This is a genomic window from Streptomyces sp. NPDC048295 (assembly GCF_040652135.1).
GTDB lineage: Bacteria > Actinomycetota > Actinomycetes > Streptomycetales > Streptomycetaceae > Streptomyces.
The window spans coordinates 30,158-45,788 of sequence record NZ_JBEZLL010000028.1 but is presented as its reverse complement, the minus strand read 5'-3'; the positions used below and the strand labels follow the sequence as shown (position 1 = coordinate 45,788).

The window sequence follows — 15,631 nt, the reverse complement described above, 5'->3', positions numbered from 1 at the left end:
CCAAGGAGGAGCTATGAGCAAGGCCACTGCTACGGAACGGCCGCCGGAGCCGGACTGGTTGACGATGACGGCCCAGGATCTCGTTGCCTACCGCGACGCGGAAAACCGCTTCCGGGCGTCCGATGCGGCACGGGCGATCACCGGGGACCCGGATCCCGGAGCCGCGATCCGGTGGCAGGAGGTGGCGCTGCCCGGTCGCGAGGTCCCGGTCCGGGTGTACCGGCCACTCCGCGGGTGTGACGACGAAATCGACGGCCTTGCCGGGATGCCCCTCGTACTCCATGTGCATGGAGGGGGGTTCGTGGGTACGGCGGTGCAGTGCGACTGGGTCAACAGTCACCTCGCCGCCCGGCTGCCCGCCGTCGTCGTCTCGGTCGAGCACCGTCTCCTCGCCCCGGACACTCCCCTGCCGGCGGCCGTCGACGACGTCTGGGGCGTCCTGCGGAATGTGCTGGAGCACCCCGCGCAGTGGGGCATCGACCCGGCACGGACAGCCCTTTTCGGAGAAAGCTGTGGTGCGTTGATCAGCGCCCTGGTGGCGATCCGGGCCAGGGAGGCCGGCCTGCGGCTCCAGGCGCAGGTGCTGGTCAATCCCGCCGTCGATGTGACCGGGGCGATGCTCGACCACGCCTCGATGACCGAGCACGCCCACACCGCGGCTCTCGCCCTGCCCCAACTGCGCCTGTTCCAGCGGCTCGCCGTCCCACCGGGCACCGATCCCCGCGCGCTCTCGCCGCTGTACGCCGACGACCTCGACGGGCTCGCCCCGGCGCGCGTGGTCGTGCCGACGCACGACCCGGTGGCGGATCACGGCCGCCGCTACGCCGAACGGCTGCAAGCGGCCGGGACACCCACGCGGCTGAGCGAGTACGCCGGAGCCGGGCACGCGTTCCTCAGCATGCCGGGAGTCGCCCAGCAGGCCGAGGCCGCACGAGCGGAGATCCTCGAGTTCCTCCGGGTCTCCCTCACCGTGCGCACCGGGGGAAAGGCACTCCGATGACGAAGACACGCCATGAACGACGGGTCCTCGGAGCGATGTACACGGGCCTCGGGCTCACCGTCATCGCGACGATCGCCCTGTATGTCGACCGCGCCACCACCCATCTGCTGGCCGACCACATCCGGAGCGGCTATCCCGCGTACACCGACGCGCACGTCCAGTCGGCCGTCACGACATATCTGGCCCTGCTGTCCGCCGTCGGGGCGCTCGGCGTCCTCGCCTGGCTCTGGACGGCCTGGGCCGTCAGGGCGGGCAGGCGGTGGGCCCGCCCTGCCGCGACCGTGATGCTCGTGGCGGGCGCGGTCGTCGGGCTGACCGGACTGCTCACCAAGGACACTTCCGGTGAAACCGGGCTGCCGTCGGCACTGGGCTGGGCCGGGATGGCCCCCTGTCTGGCGGGCCTCCTGGCAGTCGCGCTGCTGTGGAGACGACCGCGAGTGGCATGACGCCGAGATATTCGGGTCACGGGGTCGCGGTATCGGACGGCTGTAGGGGCTGTCGGTGCGATATCGGCGGCCCGTCGGCGGGGATCGGCACCGTTGGCGTGGACAGCCCACCGGAACTCACCGGGCGGCCCGATCCCGAAGGAGCCACCATGCACATCTCTGCCACGATCATCGGCGCAGGACTCGGCGGACTCACGCTCGCCCGCGTCCTGCACGTCCACGGAATTCCGGCCACGGTCTACGAGGCGGAGCCCTCCCCGGCTGCGCGCTCGCAGGGCGGGATGCTCGACATCCACGACCACAACGGACAACTCGCCCTTGAAGCAGCAGACTTGATGGACGAGTTCCGTGGCCTCGTCCTGGAGGGCCGCCAGGCAATGCGAGTCCTCGCCCCGGACGGGACCGTCCTGCTCGACAAAGCCGACGACGGCACGGGGGGACGCCCCGAGGTGCAACGTGGCGAGCTGCGACAGATCCTGCTCGACTCGCTCCCGGCCGGCACCGTCCAGTGGGGACACAAGGTCAGGTGCACCCGTACCCTCGGCGAGGGCCACCACGAGGTGACATTCACCGACGGCAGCACCGTCGCCGCCGGCCTGCTGGTCGGCGCGGACGGCGCGTGGTCACGGGTGCGGCCACTGCTCTCCACCACCCCACCCGAGTACGTCGGCAAGTCGGTGGTCGAGACGTACCTGTTCGACGCCGACACCCGGCACCCGGCCGCCGCGCAGGCAGTCGGCGGCGGGTCGATGATCGTACACACGCCGGACAGGGAGATCTTCGCCCACCGGGAGAGGGGCGACACTCTGCACGCCTACGTGGGGCTGCCCGAGCCGCAGAACTGGTTCGCCGCCATCGATTTCACCGATGCCGCCGCGGCCACCGCGCGCATCGGGCAGGAATTCGACGGCTGGGCACCGGAACTCACTGCCCTGATCACCGACGCCGACACGGCGCCGCTTCTGCGCACCCTCTACGCGCTGCCGACCGGGCACCGGTGGGACCGGGTGCCCGGCGTGACCCTGCTCGGCGACGCCGCCCACCTCATGGCGCCGAACGGTGAAGGCGCCAACCTGGCCATGCTCGACGGCGCCGAGCTCGGCAAGGCCCTCGCCCATCACGCCGACGACATCGAGGCCGCGCTCACCGAGTACGAGCAGGCCATGTTCCCTCGCAGCGCCGAGACGCCCACGTTTGAGGGTGACGAGCTCATCGAGCTCCTCTCCGCCCACGAGGCGGCTCAGAACCGGATCGCCGTACCCGCCGAGAAGGGCCATTGAGCCGCCGGCGTCGGCGGCAGGGCGGGATCGGAGCAGGATCAGCCGTTGCCGGCTTCGCGCGCAGCGCTCTCCAGCCGGCGCCGGTGCTTCTCCCACCACGCCCGATCCTCCGCCGGCACGCTGTCGTTGCTCTCCTGGCACCCGACGGATCCGTCGATGAGTTCCCGCACGATGTCGGCGTGGCCGGCATGCCGCTGCGTATCGGAGATCACGCGCACCAGAATGTGGTTCAGTGTCACTTCCCGCCGTTCCTCCGGCCACCAGGGGACATGTCCGATCGCGTCGAGCTCCAGCGTCGCGATCGTGCTGTTGGAGTGCTCCCACGCCTGGTGGTACAGCCCAACGATGTATTCGCGCGATTCGTCCGCGGTGGCCCACATGTCCGCGTTGGGTTCCGCGTCCTCCGTATACCACCAGGGCGGCGGGTCCGCAGCGAAGAACGGCCTCCCGAACGTGTCGCCGAAGTACCCCAGCTCCACGCTCGCTATGTGCTTGACCAGCCCCAGCAGGTTCGTGCCCGTGGGAGTCAGCGGGCGGCGGATGTCGTACTCCGAGAGTCCGTCGAGCTTCCACATCAGGGCGTCGCGGCCCTCCTGCAGGTATCGGAGGAGGTCTGCTTTCGGGTTTGGTTCGATCATGCCGGGCAGTCTTCCACCCCGCACTGACAATCGGGCTCGACGGGACGGGACATCGGGGTTCCGCGAATCCGTCCGGACCGGTCGCGGGGCTGGGACAGCCGGCCACCTCGCCGGTGCACGAAGAGGCGTGTGTCTGGAAGGTACTGCCCCTGCTGCTGCCGGAGTTACCGGACCAGCCACGGCCTCGACCTCGCCCGGCAGAGCACGCAAGGCAGCGTTCACAGCCTCGCCGTCACCGTGATCGGCCTGCATCAGCGCCTTGCGGAACCGCAACTCGTCATCCATGCCTCCAGCATGGAATCCTCAGTGGTGCGGCAGGGATGACGGTGTGCGACTGTTGCGTGCCGATGGCGAGAACGAGCAGCGCCTCGTGCTGCAGGGCGTCGAGGACGACGAGTTCCGTCTCGACCCGGTGGCCGTGGACGTGGCACCTTCGCGCACCGTCGGGAGCAGGCGTGTTGTTGCGGACCATCTTTCCGGCGCGACCGGCCGAGGGTGTTGCATTCCGAGAGCTTCAGCGTGACGTGGATCACTCTCCGGCTGATTCGAGATGAGAGTGCGTGATCACGACCGGAATGGACACTCGATTCGTTGGCATCACCGAGGTGGCCGAGGCCCCGTCCGTGGCGGTCGTGGTCGACGTCATGCGCGCTTTCACCGTGGCTGCCTGGGCCTTTGCCCAGGGGGCGGAAAAGATCATTCTTGCCGGGTCGCTGGATGACGCCCTGGCGCTCAAGGCTCGGCACCCGGATCGAGTGGCGCTCAAGGACGGGCCACCGGCGCCCGGGTTCGACATGGTCAACTCGCCGGGCCTCCTGCGGTCCGTCGACCTCGGTGGACGGACCGTCGTGCAGAAGACCACGGCAGGGACGGTCGGCGCCCTTGCGGTCAAGGAGGCGTCGTTGGTGCTGTGCGCCGGCTTCGTGGTGGCGGAAGCAACGGCTCGGCTCCTGCGGACACGCGAGAACGACGACGTCACGTTCGTGGTCACCGGCGAAGACGGGCAGGCCGACGAGGATCTGGCGTGCGCTCAGTACATCGCCGGGAGGGCCACCGGAGCCGGGACGGATGCCGCTGGGTTCCTTCGCCGCGCCGCCGAGTCGCGTGCCGCCGCGGAGCTGGCGCAGGGGGTGCGCCAAGGTGTCCACCCTGATGACGTCGCGCTCTGTCTTGAGCTCGACCGGTTTCCCTTTGCCATGGTGGCGGCCCAGGAGGACTCGCTCATGGTCCTTCGCCCGTGCGCCGCGCCTCCACCGGCCGAAGTCGCCTCGGCCCGATGAGCAAGTGCCGGCGTCCGGTCGGGCCTCGCCTCCGCCAGGGAGGCTTTGTTCATGCCCTGGACCGGTCACGGGCAGATGTCCTGGACCGTTCACGGACTGGTCCAGCAAGCCCCGTGATGCCCGCCGCACCACCGACCCGCACCGCTGCACATGGAGGAGATTCATGACCGATGTATCCGTGCGTCTCGCCGATCCGGCCGACCGGCCGGTACTGGAGCGCCTCTGGCTGCTGTTCCGACATGACATGTCGGAGTTCAGCGGTGCGCTGCCCGACCCCGACGGCACCTTCCGGAGCGATCGGCTCCACGCCGCCCTCACCCGGGCCGACTGGGCGCCCTACCTCCTGACCGGGGACGGGTCCCCCGTTGGCCTCGCCCTCGTCCGCGGCCTGGCCGACCCGACGCGCGTGCTGAGCAGCTTCTTCGTGGTGCGTGGAGTACGCAGGACAGGGATCGGGCTGCGTGCCGTTCGGGAGGTCGTGGCGAAGCACCCGGGGCCGTGGGAGGTCGCCTTCCAGCAGGGCAACGCGAGCGCGGTCGCCTTCTGGCGTCGTGTTGCCACCGAGGTCGTCGGCGAGGCGTGGACCGAGGAACGCAGACCGGTACCGGGGCGCCCGGACCTGCCGCCCGATACCTGGATCTCGTTCACTGCCCCGGAGGCCCGGGGCTGAACGTCGAGTGTTGTCCCGCCGGTCGTGATCGACGGGTCTCAAAAGGGTCCCAGCAGGTCGGCGACGCGTTCAGATCCGGCCCTCCGGAGCGCTCCGGAGGGCCGGATCCGTTCGGTCCTCTTCCTGGAGCGCCGCCGCCACGAACGCGATGGCGGCGGGTGCCGTCGGCCCCGGCAGCCCATCGCGTTGATGGGCGATGGCCGCGGTGACCACCGCGTCGTTCCCGTAGCGGTCCTGGTACCACCGGCCGCCGTCGAGCTTGGAGCACAGTCGCCCGTCGGCGGCGAATCGCAGCGCGCGGCAGGCGTTGAGGACCGCGTACGTCGCGCTCGCGTGGTCCAGTGCCCAGCGCAGCTCGCTCACCATCGCGGCACGGACGCGGTCGCGCGGCACCGGGGCGAAGACCTCGTACGCCGGTGGCCCCCAGACGGCGAGCGCGTGGTCCCGGCACACGGCGCAGTGCAGGATCAGGTCGGCGTCACCGGCATGGCCCGCCCCGGGGATGACGGCGGCCCCGGTCGCGGTGGTACGGACATGGACCTCGAACGGGCAGGAACCGATGTCGGCCGCAGCGGCCGCGGTGATGACGCTCATCTCCAACCCCGTGCCGGGACATCGCGACGTGGTCTCCACCACCGCATCGCCCAGGGCCAACTGGTCGCGCTCGGTGCCCTGCTCGGCGACGACAGCCAGCACATCCACGTCGCTGCGATCAGCGTCGAAGCCCCCCAGCACGGCCGAACCATGCAGATAGACGCCGATCAGGTCGGGACGCATTTCGCTGAGGACTCCCGAGACCTCGGCTACGTACGCAACGACATGGGGAGGCACATGAACTCCGGTATCCACAGAGCCGATCATATGGGGGCTCACCGAGGCATCACTCGCAGGTGCACCACTGCACGGCGGAGGCGTTGCAGGCGGCGTCCGACGCTCTCTGGACACAGAAGACCGTGAACGCAGGAGACCGTGGACGCGGACGGGGCGGCGTACCCCGACGCGGTGTCGGGGTACGCCGCCCTCGGGCGTCCCGGTTACTTCGGGTCGCGGTTGAAGGTCGCCTTCGACCAGTAGTAGCCGAGCGCGGAGAGAGCCAGACACCAACCGATCGCGATCCACCCGTTGTTGCCGATCTCGCTGCCGAGCAGCAGGCCGCGCAGGGTCTCGATGGCAGGTGTGAAGGGCTGGTACTCGGCGATCGGCTGGAACCAGCCCGGCATCGCGTCGACCGGTACGAAGGTGCTGGAGATGAGCGGGAGGAAGATCAGCGGCATCGCGTTGTTGCTGGCCGCCTCGGCGTTCGGGCTGACCATGCCCATTCCCACGGCGATCCAGGTGAGCGCCAGGGCGAACAGCATGAGCAGTCCGAATGCCGCGAGCCACTCCAGGGCGGTGGCGTCCGTGGAGCGGAAGCCGATGGCCACGCCGACGGCGCCCACCAGGACCACGCTGGCGATGGACTGCAGCACGCTGCCGATGACGTGTCCGGTGATCACGGAGGTGCGGTGGATCGCCATCGTACGGAAGCGGGCGATGATGCCCTCGGTCATGTCGTTGGAGACGGACACCGCGGTGCCGATCGTGGTGCTGCCGATGGTCATCAGCAGGAGGCCCGGCACGAGGTAGGCGATGTACTCGGACCGGTCCGCGCCGCCGCCACCGATGCCCGCGCTCATCACGTCGCCGAAGATGTAGACGAAGAGCAGCAGCAACATGATCGGCGTGAGCAGCAGGTTCAGCGTGAGGGACGGATAGCGCCGCGCGTGCAGGAGGTTGCGGCGCAGCATCGTCGACGAGTCGCGTACGGCGAGGGAGAGGGAGCTCATCGGACATCCTCCTTGGTCTTCTGGCTCGGCACGCCGGAGCCGGTCAGGGCGAAGAACACGTCATCGAGGTCGGGGGTGTGCACGGTCAGCTCGTCCGCCTCGATGCCGGCCGAGTCCAGCCAGTCGAGGATCGAGCGCAGCTCGCGCTGGCTGCCGTCGCTGGGGATCTGCAGCGACAGCGATTCTTCGTCGTGGGTGGCCTCGCTCAGCGCGTGGGCGGCGGACCGGTATGCGGACGGGTCGGTGAAGCGGAGCCGCACGTGACCGCCGGGGATCAGCCGTTTCAGCTCTTCCGCGGTGCCTTCGGCGGCGATCTTTCCGTCGTTGAGGACGGCGATACGGTCGGCGAGTTCGTCGGCCTCGTTCAGGTACTGGGTGGTGAGGAAGACGGTGACGCCGCCGGTGACGAGTTCGCGGATGATCTGCCACATGTTGTGACGGGAGCGGGGATCGAGGCCGGTGGTGGGCTCGTCGAGGAAGATGATCCGCGGGCTGCCGACCAGGGTCATGGCGATGTCGAGGCGGCGCTTCATGCCGCCCGAGTAGGTGGAGGCGGGCTTCTTCGCGGCCTCGGTGAGGTCGAAGCGTTCCAGCAGCTCGGCGGCGACCCGCCGCCCCTCGCTCTTGGACAGGTGGTGCAGGTCCGCCATGAGGAGCATGTTCTCCTCGCCGGTGATCAGACCGTCGACGGCGGAGAACTGCCCGGTGACACCGATCGCGGCGCGCACGCCGTCCGGTGCCGTGGCGACGTCGTGGCCCGCGACCTCGGCCTGGCCGCCGTCGGCGGTGATGAGTGTGGAGAGGATCTGCACGGTGGTGGTCTTGCCGGCGCCGTTGGGCCCGAGCAGCGCGAACACGGACCCGGCCGGAATACGCAGATCGATGCCGTCGAGCACGGTCTTGTCACCGTACGACTTGCGCAGGCCGACGGCGGAGACGGCGTCGGGCGACTGCCGCCCGTCCCGCAGCTTAGGCGTGGACATGACAGAAGAAGGCATGGAGCCCTCCCTTTCGAAGGCTGAAGCGACTGGGGCTGCTGAAGCGACTGGGCTGAAGAGTGAGTGGGGGCGAGCCGGCGCACGGGCCGGGTGGGCCGGTGCTCAGGGGCGGGCGCGGCGTACGTCGATGTTGCCGTGACGGGTCCGGGCGCGGACCTCGACGGTCTCCTCGCTCTTTTCCGGGGCCTCGGAGGAGGCGAGTGTGTTGCGCACCTGCCCGTGGCCGGAGTTGACGTCGAGCCAGGCGGCGGTGCCCTCGCGGATGCCGACCTCGATGGCACCGTAGGAGGTCTCCAACTGGACCCGGCCACGGGCGACTTCGGCGACGCGCAAGGTGCCGTGCGCAGTGGTGGCGACCACCGAGCCCCCGGCGCGGGCGATGTCGATGTCACCGTTGGCGCCGCTCACCCGCAGGTCTCCGGTCACGGTGCCGACGGTCGTGGTGCCGTGCGAGTTCTTCAGTACGGCGGGCCCGTCGACGGTACCGACACGCACACTGCCGGAGCTGGTGGCGATCTCGGCCATGCCTTCGACCCGGTCGACCGTGATCGAGCCGTGGGAGGCGGTCAGCTGGAGCGGCCCGGTCGCGTCGAGGCGGACGTCACCGGAGGAGGTCTTCACGCCGACCTCGCCGAGCCGGCCCTCGCCAAGCACCTGGGCCCAGGCACCCTTCACGTCGACGTGCGAGCCCGTGGGCAGTTCGACCGTCACATCGACGGTGCCGGTGCGTCCGAAGAGGTTGCGCTGCTTGGGCGTCCTGACGGTCAGGACGCCGCTCACGAACGTGACCTCGGTCTGCTCGGCCGACCGCACGTCCTGGTCCCGCTTCGGGTCGCGGGGCAGCACCTCGACAACCGTGTCGTGGCGGTCGCCCGCGCCGAACCGGATGGAGCCGGCGTCCACGTGAGCGGTGACCGAGATCGGTTCGGGAGTGTCGAAAGAAGGCATGGCTGTACCGTCCTCATGAGTCCTTGGGGCGTCCCCGCTGGTGGGACGTGGTGTGGATGAAGTGCGGCGGGCGCGGGCGCGGCTAGCGCACCCAGCCCGTGAAGCCTTGTCCCATGGTGCGGGTCCGCTCCGTCGTACGCGGCGCGCCGCCGCCGTCGACCGCCGCCGAAACGGCCCGGACCAGCCACGCGTTGACCGACAGGCCCTCGCGGCTCGCGGCCTCCTCGGCGCGCGCCTTGAGGTGGGCCGGCAGACGCAGATTGACGCGAGCGGTGCCCCCCTCGTCGCCCTCCACCGGAGCCTGCGCCTTGAGCGGTTCTACGGGTGCGGCCGGCTCCGCGGGACCGCCGCCGGCCGGCGGCAGCGTCACCACGAAGTCGGGGTCGAGACCGCGCAGCCGTACATCGACCGAGCCGGGAGCGAGCTCACGGGTGATCTCGTCCATCGCGGCGGAGAGCACGTTGAGCATGGTCAGACGGGTCGCCGACTCCAGCGGAGCGGTGAGCCGCTCGGCCAGCTCACGAGCACTTTCCCCGCCGGCTTCGGCGGCCACCGCGAGTTCGCGGCGGAGGGTGTCGACATACGGGGTGAGGTCCATGGCGTCATCATGGCACCAATATGGCACCGCACGCAAGCCTGCATGGCACCGCACGTCGTGCAGACGCGACACAAACCACCCTGACCTGCGAAAATAAAGAAGCAGTCGAATCTTTCCACCGTGGCGCCCTCTGCGCTCACCCACCTTGCGAGCCACCGAATGGCATCACATGGCACCAAGTGGCACCATCGGGTGCCACTTGACACCACTTGGCGCCACGCAGTGGCGCCAAGCGAGTTGTCCAGGTGTGCGAGGTCTTCCGCGGCGCGCCGGCCGGGCCGGTTCCGAGGCCGCCCGCAACATGGCGCGCAGCCGGGCATGCCGATGATGTGTGCGCGGGCCGGGAAGGTCTTGTCGATCAGGGTCCGATGGATCCCGGGGTCACGGTCGGTGACGCCGCCGGAGAGGACGCAGACGCCGCAGTTGCGGTCGGCGACATCCATGAGGATCGACAGGACGACGCCGCCGGCGCTGATCCCGACGAGGGCCGGGGTGCCGATGCCGCGGTCGGCCGGCTGCTCGTGCAGCTCCGCGGTCGAGGCCGCGCCGTGGCGGATCTCGCGGACGACGATGCCGCCGTCCTGCGGGGCGACCTGATCGTGTATCCGCGTGGCGTCGTGAGCCGTTCCGCCGGCTTCGGCCAGGACCTGGTCGGCCCGTCCGCCCCCCGCGCAGAAGACGGATGCGTCATGCCACGTGTGATGAGGCGGGGCGGTCGGCACGGGGTGTAGGGCGGCGGGCCGGGTGGCGCGTTCCGCCTCGGGGCCGGCGCCGCGACGTGCCCGTCGGGGCGGTCTTCACTGCGATGACCGTGCGCCGCGGTCACTTCGCAGGGCCTGGACGAGCCAGGGGTACACCGGAATCAGGTTCGGCACCACCTGCCAGTCGTTGACGATCCAGACCAGCCGCCAGTACCGGTCCACCCCGGGATCATGCGCCTCTTCGAAGCACTGGGCCATCCAGTGCCGGAACTCCGGGTCAGGGGTGCGCCCGAGAGCCTCGGCGAAGCGGTGCACAAGGTCGTCGATGACGGGTGCACCTCTGTCACCGAGCGGGTCGATGCCCGACTCCACGGCCTCGGCAACCTTCTGACGGGTGAACTCCATCAGCTCCTCACCGGCCTCGCTCTCGATGTCGAGCGTGCTCCCGGCGGCCCGGCACACGGCCGCCCGGCGCATCCGGTCCCGGAAGTCCTCGTCCCCGACCAGCTCGGCAAGCTCCACCCACGCGGCGACCTGCTCGCTGGACGGTTCGTCGGGGAGCTCGGGAGCGGCAGCACGAACCATGGCCGCCGCGGCCGGGTCGGCATCCACCGATCCGAAGGTGCCCTCCATGAAGTCGTCGATCAGACGTCGGCGTTCCTCGCCGGACAACTGAGTGAGCCTGTGCATGAGCTTGATCTCCTCGGGATCGGACCCGCGTCCGGCCACGACTCGCAGAACGCTCCGGCGCAGTTGCAGCATCCGGATCCGGACATCCATGGCGTCGGCGTGAGCCGCGGCGACTTCCGCCAACGAGAGCTCGCGGTCGAGTACCCGTCGAATCGTGGCCAGGTCCATGCCCAGCTCGCGCAGTGTGCGGAGGAGTTCCAGACGAAGCAGTGCGTCGAGGTCGTAGAGCCGGTAGCCGGCGGGACTTCGAGTGGTCGGCGCCACCACCCCCGAATCGGAGTAGAACCGGATGGTCCTCACGGACAATCCGGTCCGCCGGGAAAGCTCCCCGATCGAGTAGAGGGTCGTAACGTCCATGTCCCCAGCTCTGCTGTCTCCAGTCACTGGAGACTCAAGGCTATTCCTCCGGCCGGGCCTCGGCCGAGGCACCCTCCGAGCCGCTGAGCACACATCACGCGGTTTCCGCTGACCGTCAGGACGGCGCGGGCCCGGTCATTTCGGACTCCGCCGGATGAAGTCGCCGCGGAGGCAGCGGACTTCCTCCTGCCGAAGTGGAACCCGGCAGGCCTCCCGGGCCATGGACCCGGGAGGCCTGAGCTCGTTCACCCGTTCAGTTCCGACGGCCGTCGCTGCGGGCCTCGGCGGCGGTCTTCAGTTCGTGCAGCCATGCATCGAGGCCCTGGCGGAGGATCTCCGTCGCGGTGGGGACATCCGCGTCGACCTGGGCGCCGGAGTGGGTTTCCTCAGTGCTCACACGGACGCCACCCTCGACCGCGGTGAAGTTCCATACATGGACGCCGTCGATGCGCAGCCCTTCACCGATCGCGGGGCCGGTCCAGCGGATGCAGGAGTTGGTCCCGAGCTGCTCGACGGTCGAGGTGATCTCCAGCTCGGTCGCCGGAGTGGCGGGGTTGGGGGGTATCGGGGTCGTCCACCGGAACGCCGAGCCCCGCCGGAAGGGTCCGTGATCGAGGCGTTCCGCGGTCTTGACGGAAGCCTGCCAGGACGGCCAACGCGCCACGTCCGTCTGCAGTTTCCAGACCGTGCGCAACGGTGCGTGGATCAAGGTCTCGGTCCTGTGGCGGACACGCGCGTCGGGATCGACACCTTCCCCGCGGCAGGTGAGGGATGTGCCGGTGTGGCGGGAAGCGGCTCCCGCGGGTGCGGCAGCGGTGCCGAGGACGGCGAGGGCGAGCGGGACGGTGAACAGGACGGCGCGGATGCCGGGCATGGCGTTCCCCTTGTCGGTTGCCGGGCGGGAGCTGACTGCCGAGTGCGCTCTGACTCTCGGGCGGATGTCTGTCGTCGGACAGGGCGGCCGCCCTGCGCACCCCGAACGAGCTAGAGGCACGTGCGTTCGTTAGAAGTTATAACTGGCAATGCGACGGAGGGTCAAGACATCGCGTGATAGCTTCTAACGAACCCTTGAAGCTGTAGCGGAGAGAACAGGGAAGGCGGCGGGCCGTGGGAGAGCCGGATCCGAGGACCCCGCGGGAGCGGTACCGCACCCAGGTCCGCGCGGAGATCAAGGAACACGCCTGGAAGCAGATCGCCGCGGCAGGAGTGCCCGCACTCTCCCTCAACGCGGTCGCCAAACAGATGGGCGTGAGCGGCCCCGCGCTCTACCGCTACTTCGCCGGCCGCGACGAGCTGATCACCGAGCTCATCCGGGACGCCTACCAGAGTCTCGCCGACACCTTCCGCACGGCCTTCGCCGCCGGCTCCGACGTGACCGGGCTGGCGCACGCCCTGCGCGAGTGGGCCCTGACCGACCCCCAGCGCTACTTCCTCATCTACGGCACCCCCGTGCCCGGATACCACGCCCCCGAGGACACCACCAGGATCTCCTCCCAGATCATGACCACCCTGCTCGACGCCTGTGCGGCCCTCACCCCGGACGGCCCCGCGACACCGTTCGGCGCCCACCTGGAAGAACACCGGGACTGGGCCGAAGGCCACCCCGCCCCGCCCGCGGCCCTTCACCGGGCCCTGACCTTCTGGACCCGGCTGCACGGCGTCCTGTCCCTGGAACTGGCCGGTCACTTCACGGGAATGGGACTCGACCCCGCCCTGCTCTTCGCAGCCGAACTCGATGACCTGCTTGCACATCGGGCTTGACGTCACCAGCCCGCACCGGTTCGCCCCGCCGGGTTCTTCCCCACGAGCCCGGCTCAGAGATGGAACCTTGTCATGCCGAGTTTCGAGGTCACACCGATAGGCACGGTGCGGAACAGCCGATAGGCACGGTGCGGAACCACGGACGGACGTACAGCACACGGACGACCGGGGTGGCGTCCATAGCACGATCACCATCGACGAACGCTTCAACTCCCGCCGCAGGGAGTCGCCGTCGGTTGATCCGCCGGACAGACCCTACGGGTCTTCCAGCGGCAGCAGGACGACCATCCGGGTCCCGGGACGGTTGTCCTCGATGTGTGTACTGCCATGGTGGGCCGTCACGATGTCGCGGACGATGGCGAGGCCGAGTCCGCTGCCGCCGGTGTCCCGTGTCCGGGCGTCGTCCAGGCGGGTGAACCGGCCGAAGACGCGCTCGCGGTCGGCCTCCGGAATGCCGGGGCCGTCGTCGGCGACGACCAGGTGTGCGGTGTTGTGCAGCGTACGGAGACTGATGTCGATGCGGGTCTCGGCATGGTGCAGCGCGTTGTCGAGGAGGTTGCGTACGACGCGGGCGAGGGCGTCCTCGTCGCCGGTCAGGCGGGCCGCGCCGACGGCGTGCTGGTCGATGACGAGGCGGGTGCGACTGCGGGCCTCGCGCACCTCGGCGAAGACGATCTCGTCCAGGTCCACGGGGCGGGTCCGCAGCCGGGGCCGGGCGTCGAGCCGGGCGAGTTGGACGAGGTCGTCGACGAGGTGGTTGAGCCGTTCGGTTTCCCGGAGGAGGTCGGGGGCAAGGGTCTGCCAGCGGGCGGATTCCGGGTGGCGGTGGGCGACTTCGAGGCGGGTGTGCAGGGTACTGAGGGGGCTGCGCAGTTCGTGGGCGGCGTCCGCGACGAACCTGCGCTGTCGCCGGGTCGCGGCGTCCAGGCGGCCGAGCAGGTCGTTGAAGGTCGTGGCCAGCCGGCCGAGCGCGTCGTTGGCGGGTGGTACGTCGAGGCGGCGGCTCAGGTCGGTTCCGGTGATCTCGGCCGTCTGGGCGCGCATGGCGTCCACGGGCCGCAGCGCGCGTCCGGTGAGCAGCCACACGATGCCGGTGAGCAGGGCGACGACTGCGGGTACACCGGTGGCCAGGCCCGCGGTGAGTTGTGACAGACCGTGGTCGACGCTCTCGGTGGGCAGGGCCACGTACACCGTCAAGGAGTTGTGGGGTGTGCCCGCGGGAATGCCGACGGCGCGCCAGGTTCCGTAATCGTGCTCGGGAATGTCGTGGACGGTGTGGGCGCGCGGGGTCCCGGACCGGTCGGCCGGGAAGGTGAACACCCGTGGCAGGCCACGCAGGTTGGCAGAGCTGGCGAGTACGTGTCCCTCGGCGTCGACGACCTGTACGGCGGCTTCCGCGTGGGAGGTGGCCGGTACTTCCGCGGTGATCCGGTTGTTGTCCTCGTCCGCGGCCACGACTTGGGCACGTTGCAGTGCGGTCTGGTCGAGTTCCTTGATCAGGCTGGCGTGCAGCCAGACGACGAGCAGCAGGGCGGCCCCGGCCAGTCCGGCCGCGATGACCAGGGCCGCGGCGGCGGTCAGCCTCAGTCGCAGCGAGCGGCGGGCCCACCAGGAGCGGACGGCGGCGGCCATGGATCATCTCGCAGTGCTGTGGAGTCGGTAGCCGGCACCGCGGACGGTTTCGATGGTCCGTCGGCCGAACGGGGCGTCGATCTTACGTCTGAGGTAGCCGACGTACACCTCGACGATGTTGGTGTCGCCGTCGAAGTGTTCGTCCCAGACATGGGTGAGGATGTCCGTCTTGCTGATCACCTCGTCGGCATGCCTGAGCAGGTACTCCAGGAGGGCGAACTCCCTTGCTGTCAGATTGATGTCGTGTTCCCCGCGCCGGCAGCGGTGGCGGGCGGGGTCCACGGTGAGGTCGTCGGCGGTCAGTACGGCGGGCCGGGCGGGCGCGCCGCGGCGCAGCAGGGCTCTCAGGTGGGCGACGAGGACCACGTAGGAGAACGGTTTGCTGAGGTAGTCGTCGGCGCCGAGGTCGAGGGCGTCCGCCTCGTCGTACTCGCCGTCCTTCGCCGTGAGCATCAGCACCGGTGTCCAGATCCTGGCCGCCCTGAGCCGTTTCAGTACTTCGTACCCGGACAGTCCGGGCAGCATGATGTCCAGCACGATGACGTCGTAGGGCTCGTGCAGGGCCCGCCACAGTCCGTCGGCTCCGTCGTGCGCGATGTCGGCGACGAAGCCCTCCGCGGCCAGTCCGTCGGCGATCGCATCCGCGAGCGCGGGCTCGTCCTCGGTGATCAGCATCCGCATGGCGACCTCTCCGTCCACCATAGCTCCGGGCCGGAATCGCTGTTTCCTGAGGGGACGCTGAGGCCCGAGCCGGCTCTCAGTCTCTTCTCAGTGCCCCGGTCACAGGCTGGAGGTGTCAATCGGAG

At 69.7% G+C, this 15,631-nt stretch carries 17 protein-coding genes; 6 read left to right on the top strand and 11 right to left on the bottom strand.

What is annotated here, in order from left to right; all coding sequences use genetic code 11:
* The first annotated feature begins 13 nt into the window (after positions 1-13).
* The 3 genes from AB0D53_RS32570 to AB0D53_RS32560 all read left to right on the top strand — a co-directional run bounded on the left by AB0D53_RS32570 (position 14) and on the right by AB0D53_RS32560 (position 2,726).
* Positions 14-1,000: an alpha/beta hydrolase gene (locus AB0D53_RS32570; protein ID WP_362452769.1), complete on the top strand. Its 987-nt coding sequence runs from the start codon at positions 14-16 to the stop codon at positions 998-1,000.
* Positions 997-1,446: a hypothetical protein gene (locus AB0D53_RS32565; protein ID WP_362452768.1), complete on the top strand. Its 450-nt coding sequence runs from the start codon at positions 997-999 to the stop codon at positions 1,444-1,446. Before AB0D53_RS32570 ends, AB0D53_RS32565 begins: the two co-directional genes overlap by 4 nt.
* 149 nt (positions 1,447-1,595) lie before the next feature.
* On the top strand, positions 1,596-2,726 hold the full coding sequence (locus AB0D53_RS32560; protein ID WP_362452767.1) for an NAD(P)/FAD-dependent oxidoreductase: 1,131 nt from the start codon (positions 1,596-1,598) through the stop codon (positions 2,724-2,726).
* Between the two features lie 38 nt (positions 2,727-2,764).
* On the opposite strand, the gene AB0D53_RS32555 is transcribed toward AB0D53_RS32560, so the two are convergent.
* Positions 2,765-3,364 carry a DinB family protein gene (locus AB0D53_RS32555; RefSeq protein ID WP_362452766.1) on the bottom strand — a complete coding sequence of 200 codons (600 nt, stop codon included), beginning with the start codon at positions 3,362-3,364 and terminating at the stop codon, positions 2,765-2,767.
* Between the two features lie 575 nt (positions 3,365-3,939).
* Here AB0D53_RS32555 and AB0D53_RS32550 point away from each other — a divergent pair.
* Together AB0D53_RS32550 and AB0D53_RS32545 are read left to right on the top strand one after the other, a co-directional pair.
* Positions 3,940-4,644 (top strand): 2-phosphosulfolactate phosphatase, encoded by a 705-nt coding sequence (locus tag AB0D53_RS32550; RefSeq protein ID WP_362452873.1) that lies wholly within the window; start codon positions 3,940-3,942, stop codon positions 4,642-4,644.
* Between the two features lie 163 nt (positions 4,645-4,807).
* Positions 4,808-5,314 (top strand): GNAT family N-acetyltransferase, encoded by a 507-nt coding sequence (locus tag AB0D53_RS32545; protein WP_362452765.1) that lies wholly within the window; start codon positions 4,808-4,810, stop codon positions 5,312-5,314.
* A gap of 69 nt (positions 5,315-5,383) precedes the next feature.
* Here AB0D53_RS32545 and AB0D53_RS32540 read toward each other — a convergent pair whose 3' ends face one another.
* The 8 genes from AB0D53_RS32540 to AB0D53_RS32505 all read right to left on the bottom strand — a co-directional run bounded on the left by AB0D53_RS32540 (position 5,384) and on the right by AB0D53_RS32505 (position 12,306).
* The gene (locus AB0D53_RS32540) at positions 5,384-6,163 is read right to left on the bottom strand and encodes an aminoglycoside adenylyltransferase domain-containing protein (RefSeq protein WP_362452764.1); all 780 of its coding nucleotides are present in this window, start codon (positions 6,161-6,163) and stop codon (positions 5,384-5,386) included.
* A gap of 185 nt (positions 6,164-6,348) precedes the next feature.
* On the bottom strand, positions 6,349-7,140 hold the full coding sequence (locus AB0D53_RS32535) for an ABC transporter permease (protein ID WP_362452763.1): 792 nt from the start codon (positions 7,138-7,140) through the stop codon (positions 6,349-6,351).
* Positions 7,137-8,138 carry an ATP-binding cassette domain-containing protein gene (locus tag AB0D53_RS32530; RefSeq protein ID WP_362452761.1) on the bottom strand — a complete coding sequence of 334 codons (1,002 nt, stop codon included), beginning with the start codon at positions 8,136-8,138 and terminating at the stop codon, positions 7,137-7,139. Before AB0D53_RS32530 ends, AB0D53_RS32535 begins: the two co-directional genes overlap by 4 nt.
* 102 nt (positions 8,139-8,240) lie before the next feature.
* Positions 8,241-9,086: a DUF4097 family beta strand repeat-containing protein gene (locus AB0D53_RS32525; protein ID WP_362452760.1), complete on the bottom strand. Its 846-nt coding sequence runs from the start codon at positions 9,084-9,086 to the stop codon at positions 8,241-8,243.
* Positions 9,087-9,168: 82 nt separating this feature from the next.
* Positions 9,169-9,639: a toxin-antitoxin system HicB family antitoxin gene (locus AB0D53_RS32520; protein WP_362452871.1), complete on the bottom strand. Its 471-nt coding sequence runs from the start codon at positions 9,637-9,639 to the stop codon at positions 9,169-9,171.
* Positions 9,558-10,406 (bottom strand): isochorismatase family protein, encoded by an 849-nt coding sequence (locus AB0D53_RS32515; RefSeq protein WP_362452758.1) that lies wholly within the window; start codon positions 10,404-10,406, stop codon positions 9,558-9,560. Before AB0D53_RS32515 ends, AB0D53_RS32520 begins: the two co-directional genes overlap by 82 nt.
* 75 nt (positions 10,407-10,481) lie before the next feature.
* Entirely contained in the window at positions 10,482-11,432 is a 951-nt protein-coding gene (locus tag AB0D53_RS32510; protein ID WP_362452756.1) for a MerR family transcriptional regulator, read from the bottom strand.
* A 253-nt stretch (positions 11,433-11,685) separates the two neighbouring features.
* Complete coding sequence (locus AB0D53_RS32505) at positions 11,686-12,306, bottom strand: SRPBCC family protein (RefSeq protein WP_362452755.1); 621 nt, start codon at positions 12,304-12,306, stop codon at positions 11,686-11,688.
* 233 nt (positions 12,307-12,539) lie between these two features.
* On the opposite strand from AB0D53_RS32505, the gene AB0D53_RS32500 reads away from it, so the two are divergent.
* Positions 12,540-13,193, top strand: coding sequence for a TetR/AcrR family transcriptional regulator (locus AB0D53_RS32500; RefSeq protein WP_362452754.1), 654 nt, complete (start codon positions 12,540-12,542; stop codon positions 13,191-13,193).
* 255 nt (positions 13,194-13,448) lie between these two features.
* Here the strand turns inward: AB0D53_RS32500 and AB0D53_RS32495 are convergent, their stop codons facing one another.
* Together AB0D53_RS32495 and AB0D53_RS32490 are read right to left on the bottom strand one after the other, a co-directional pair.
* Positions 13,449-14,825: an ATP-binding protein gene (locus tag AB0D53_RS32495; protein ID WP_362452753.1), complete on the bottom strand. Its 1,377-nt coding sequence runs from the start codon at positions 14,823-14,825 to the stop codon at positions 13,449-13,451.
* 3 nt (positions 14,826-14,828) lie between these two features.
* Positions 14,829-15,506 (bottom strand): response regulator transcription factor, encoded by a 678-nt coding sequence (locus AB0D53_RS32490; RefSeq protein ID WP_362452869.1) that lies wholly within the window; start codon positions 15,504-15,506, stop codon positions 14,829-14,831.
* Positions 15,507-15,631 lie beyond the last annotated feature (125 nt).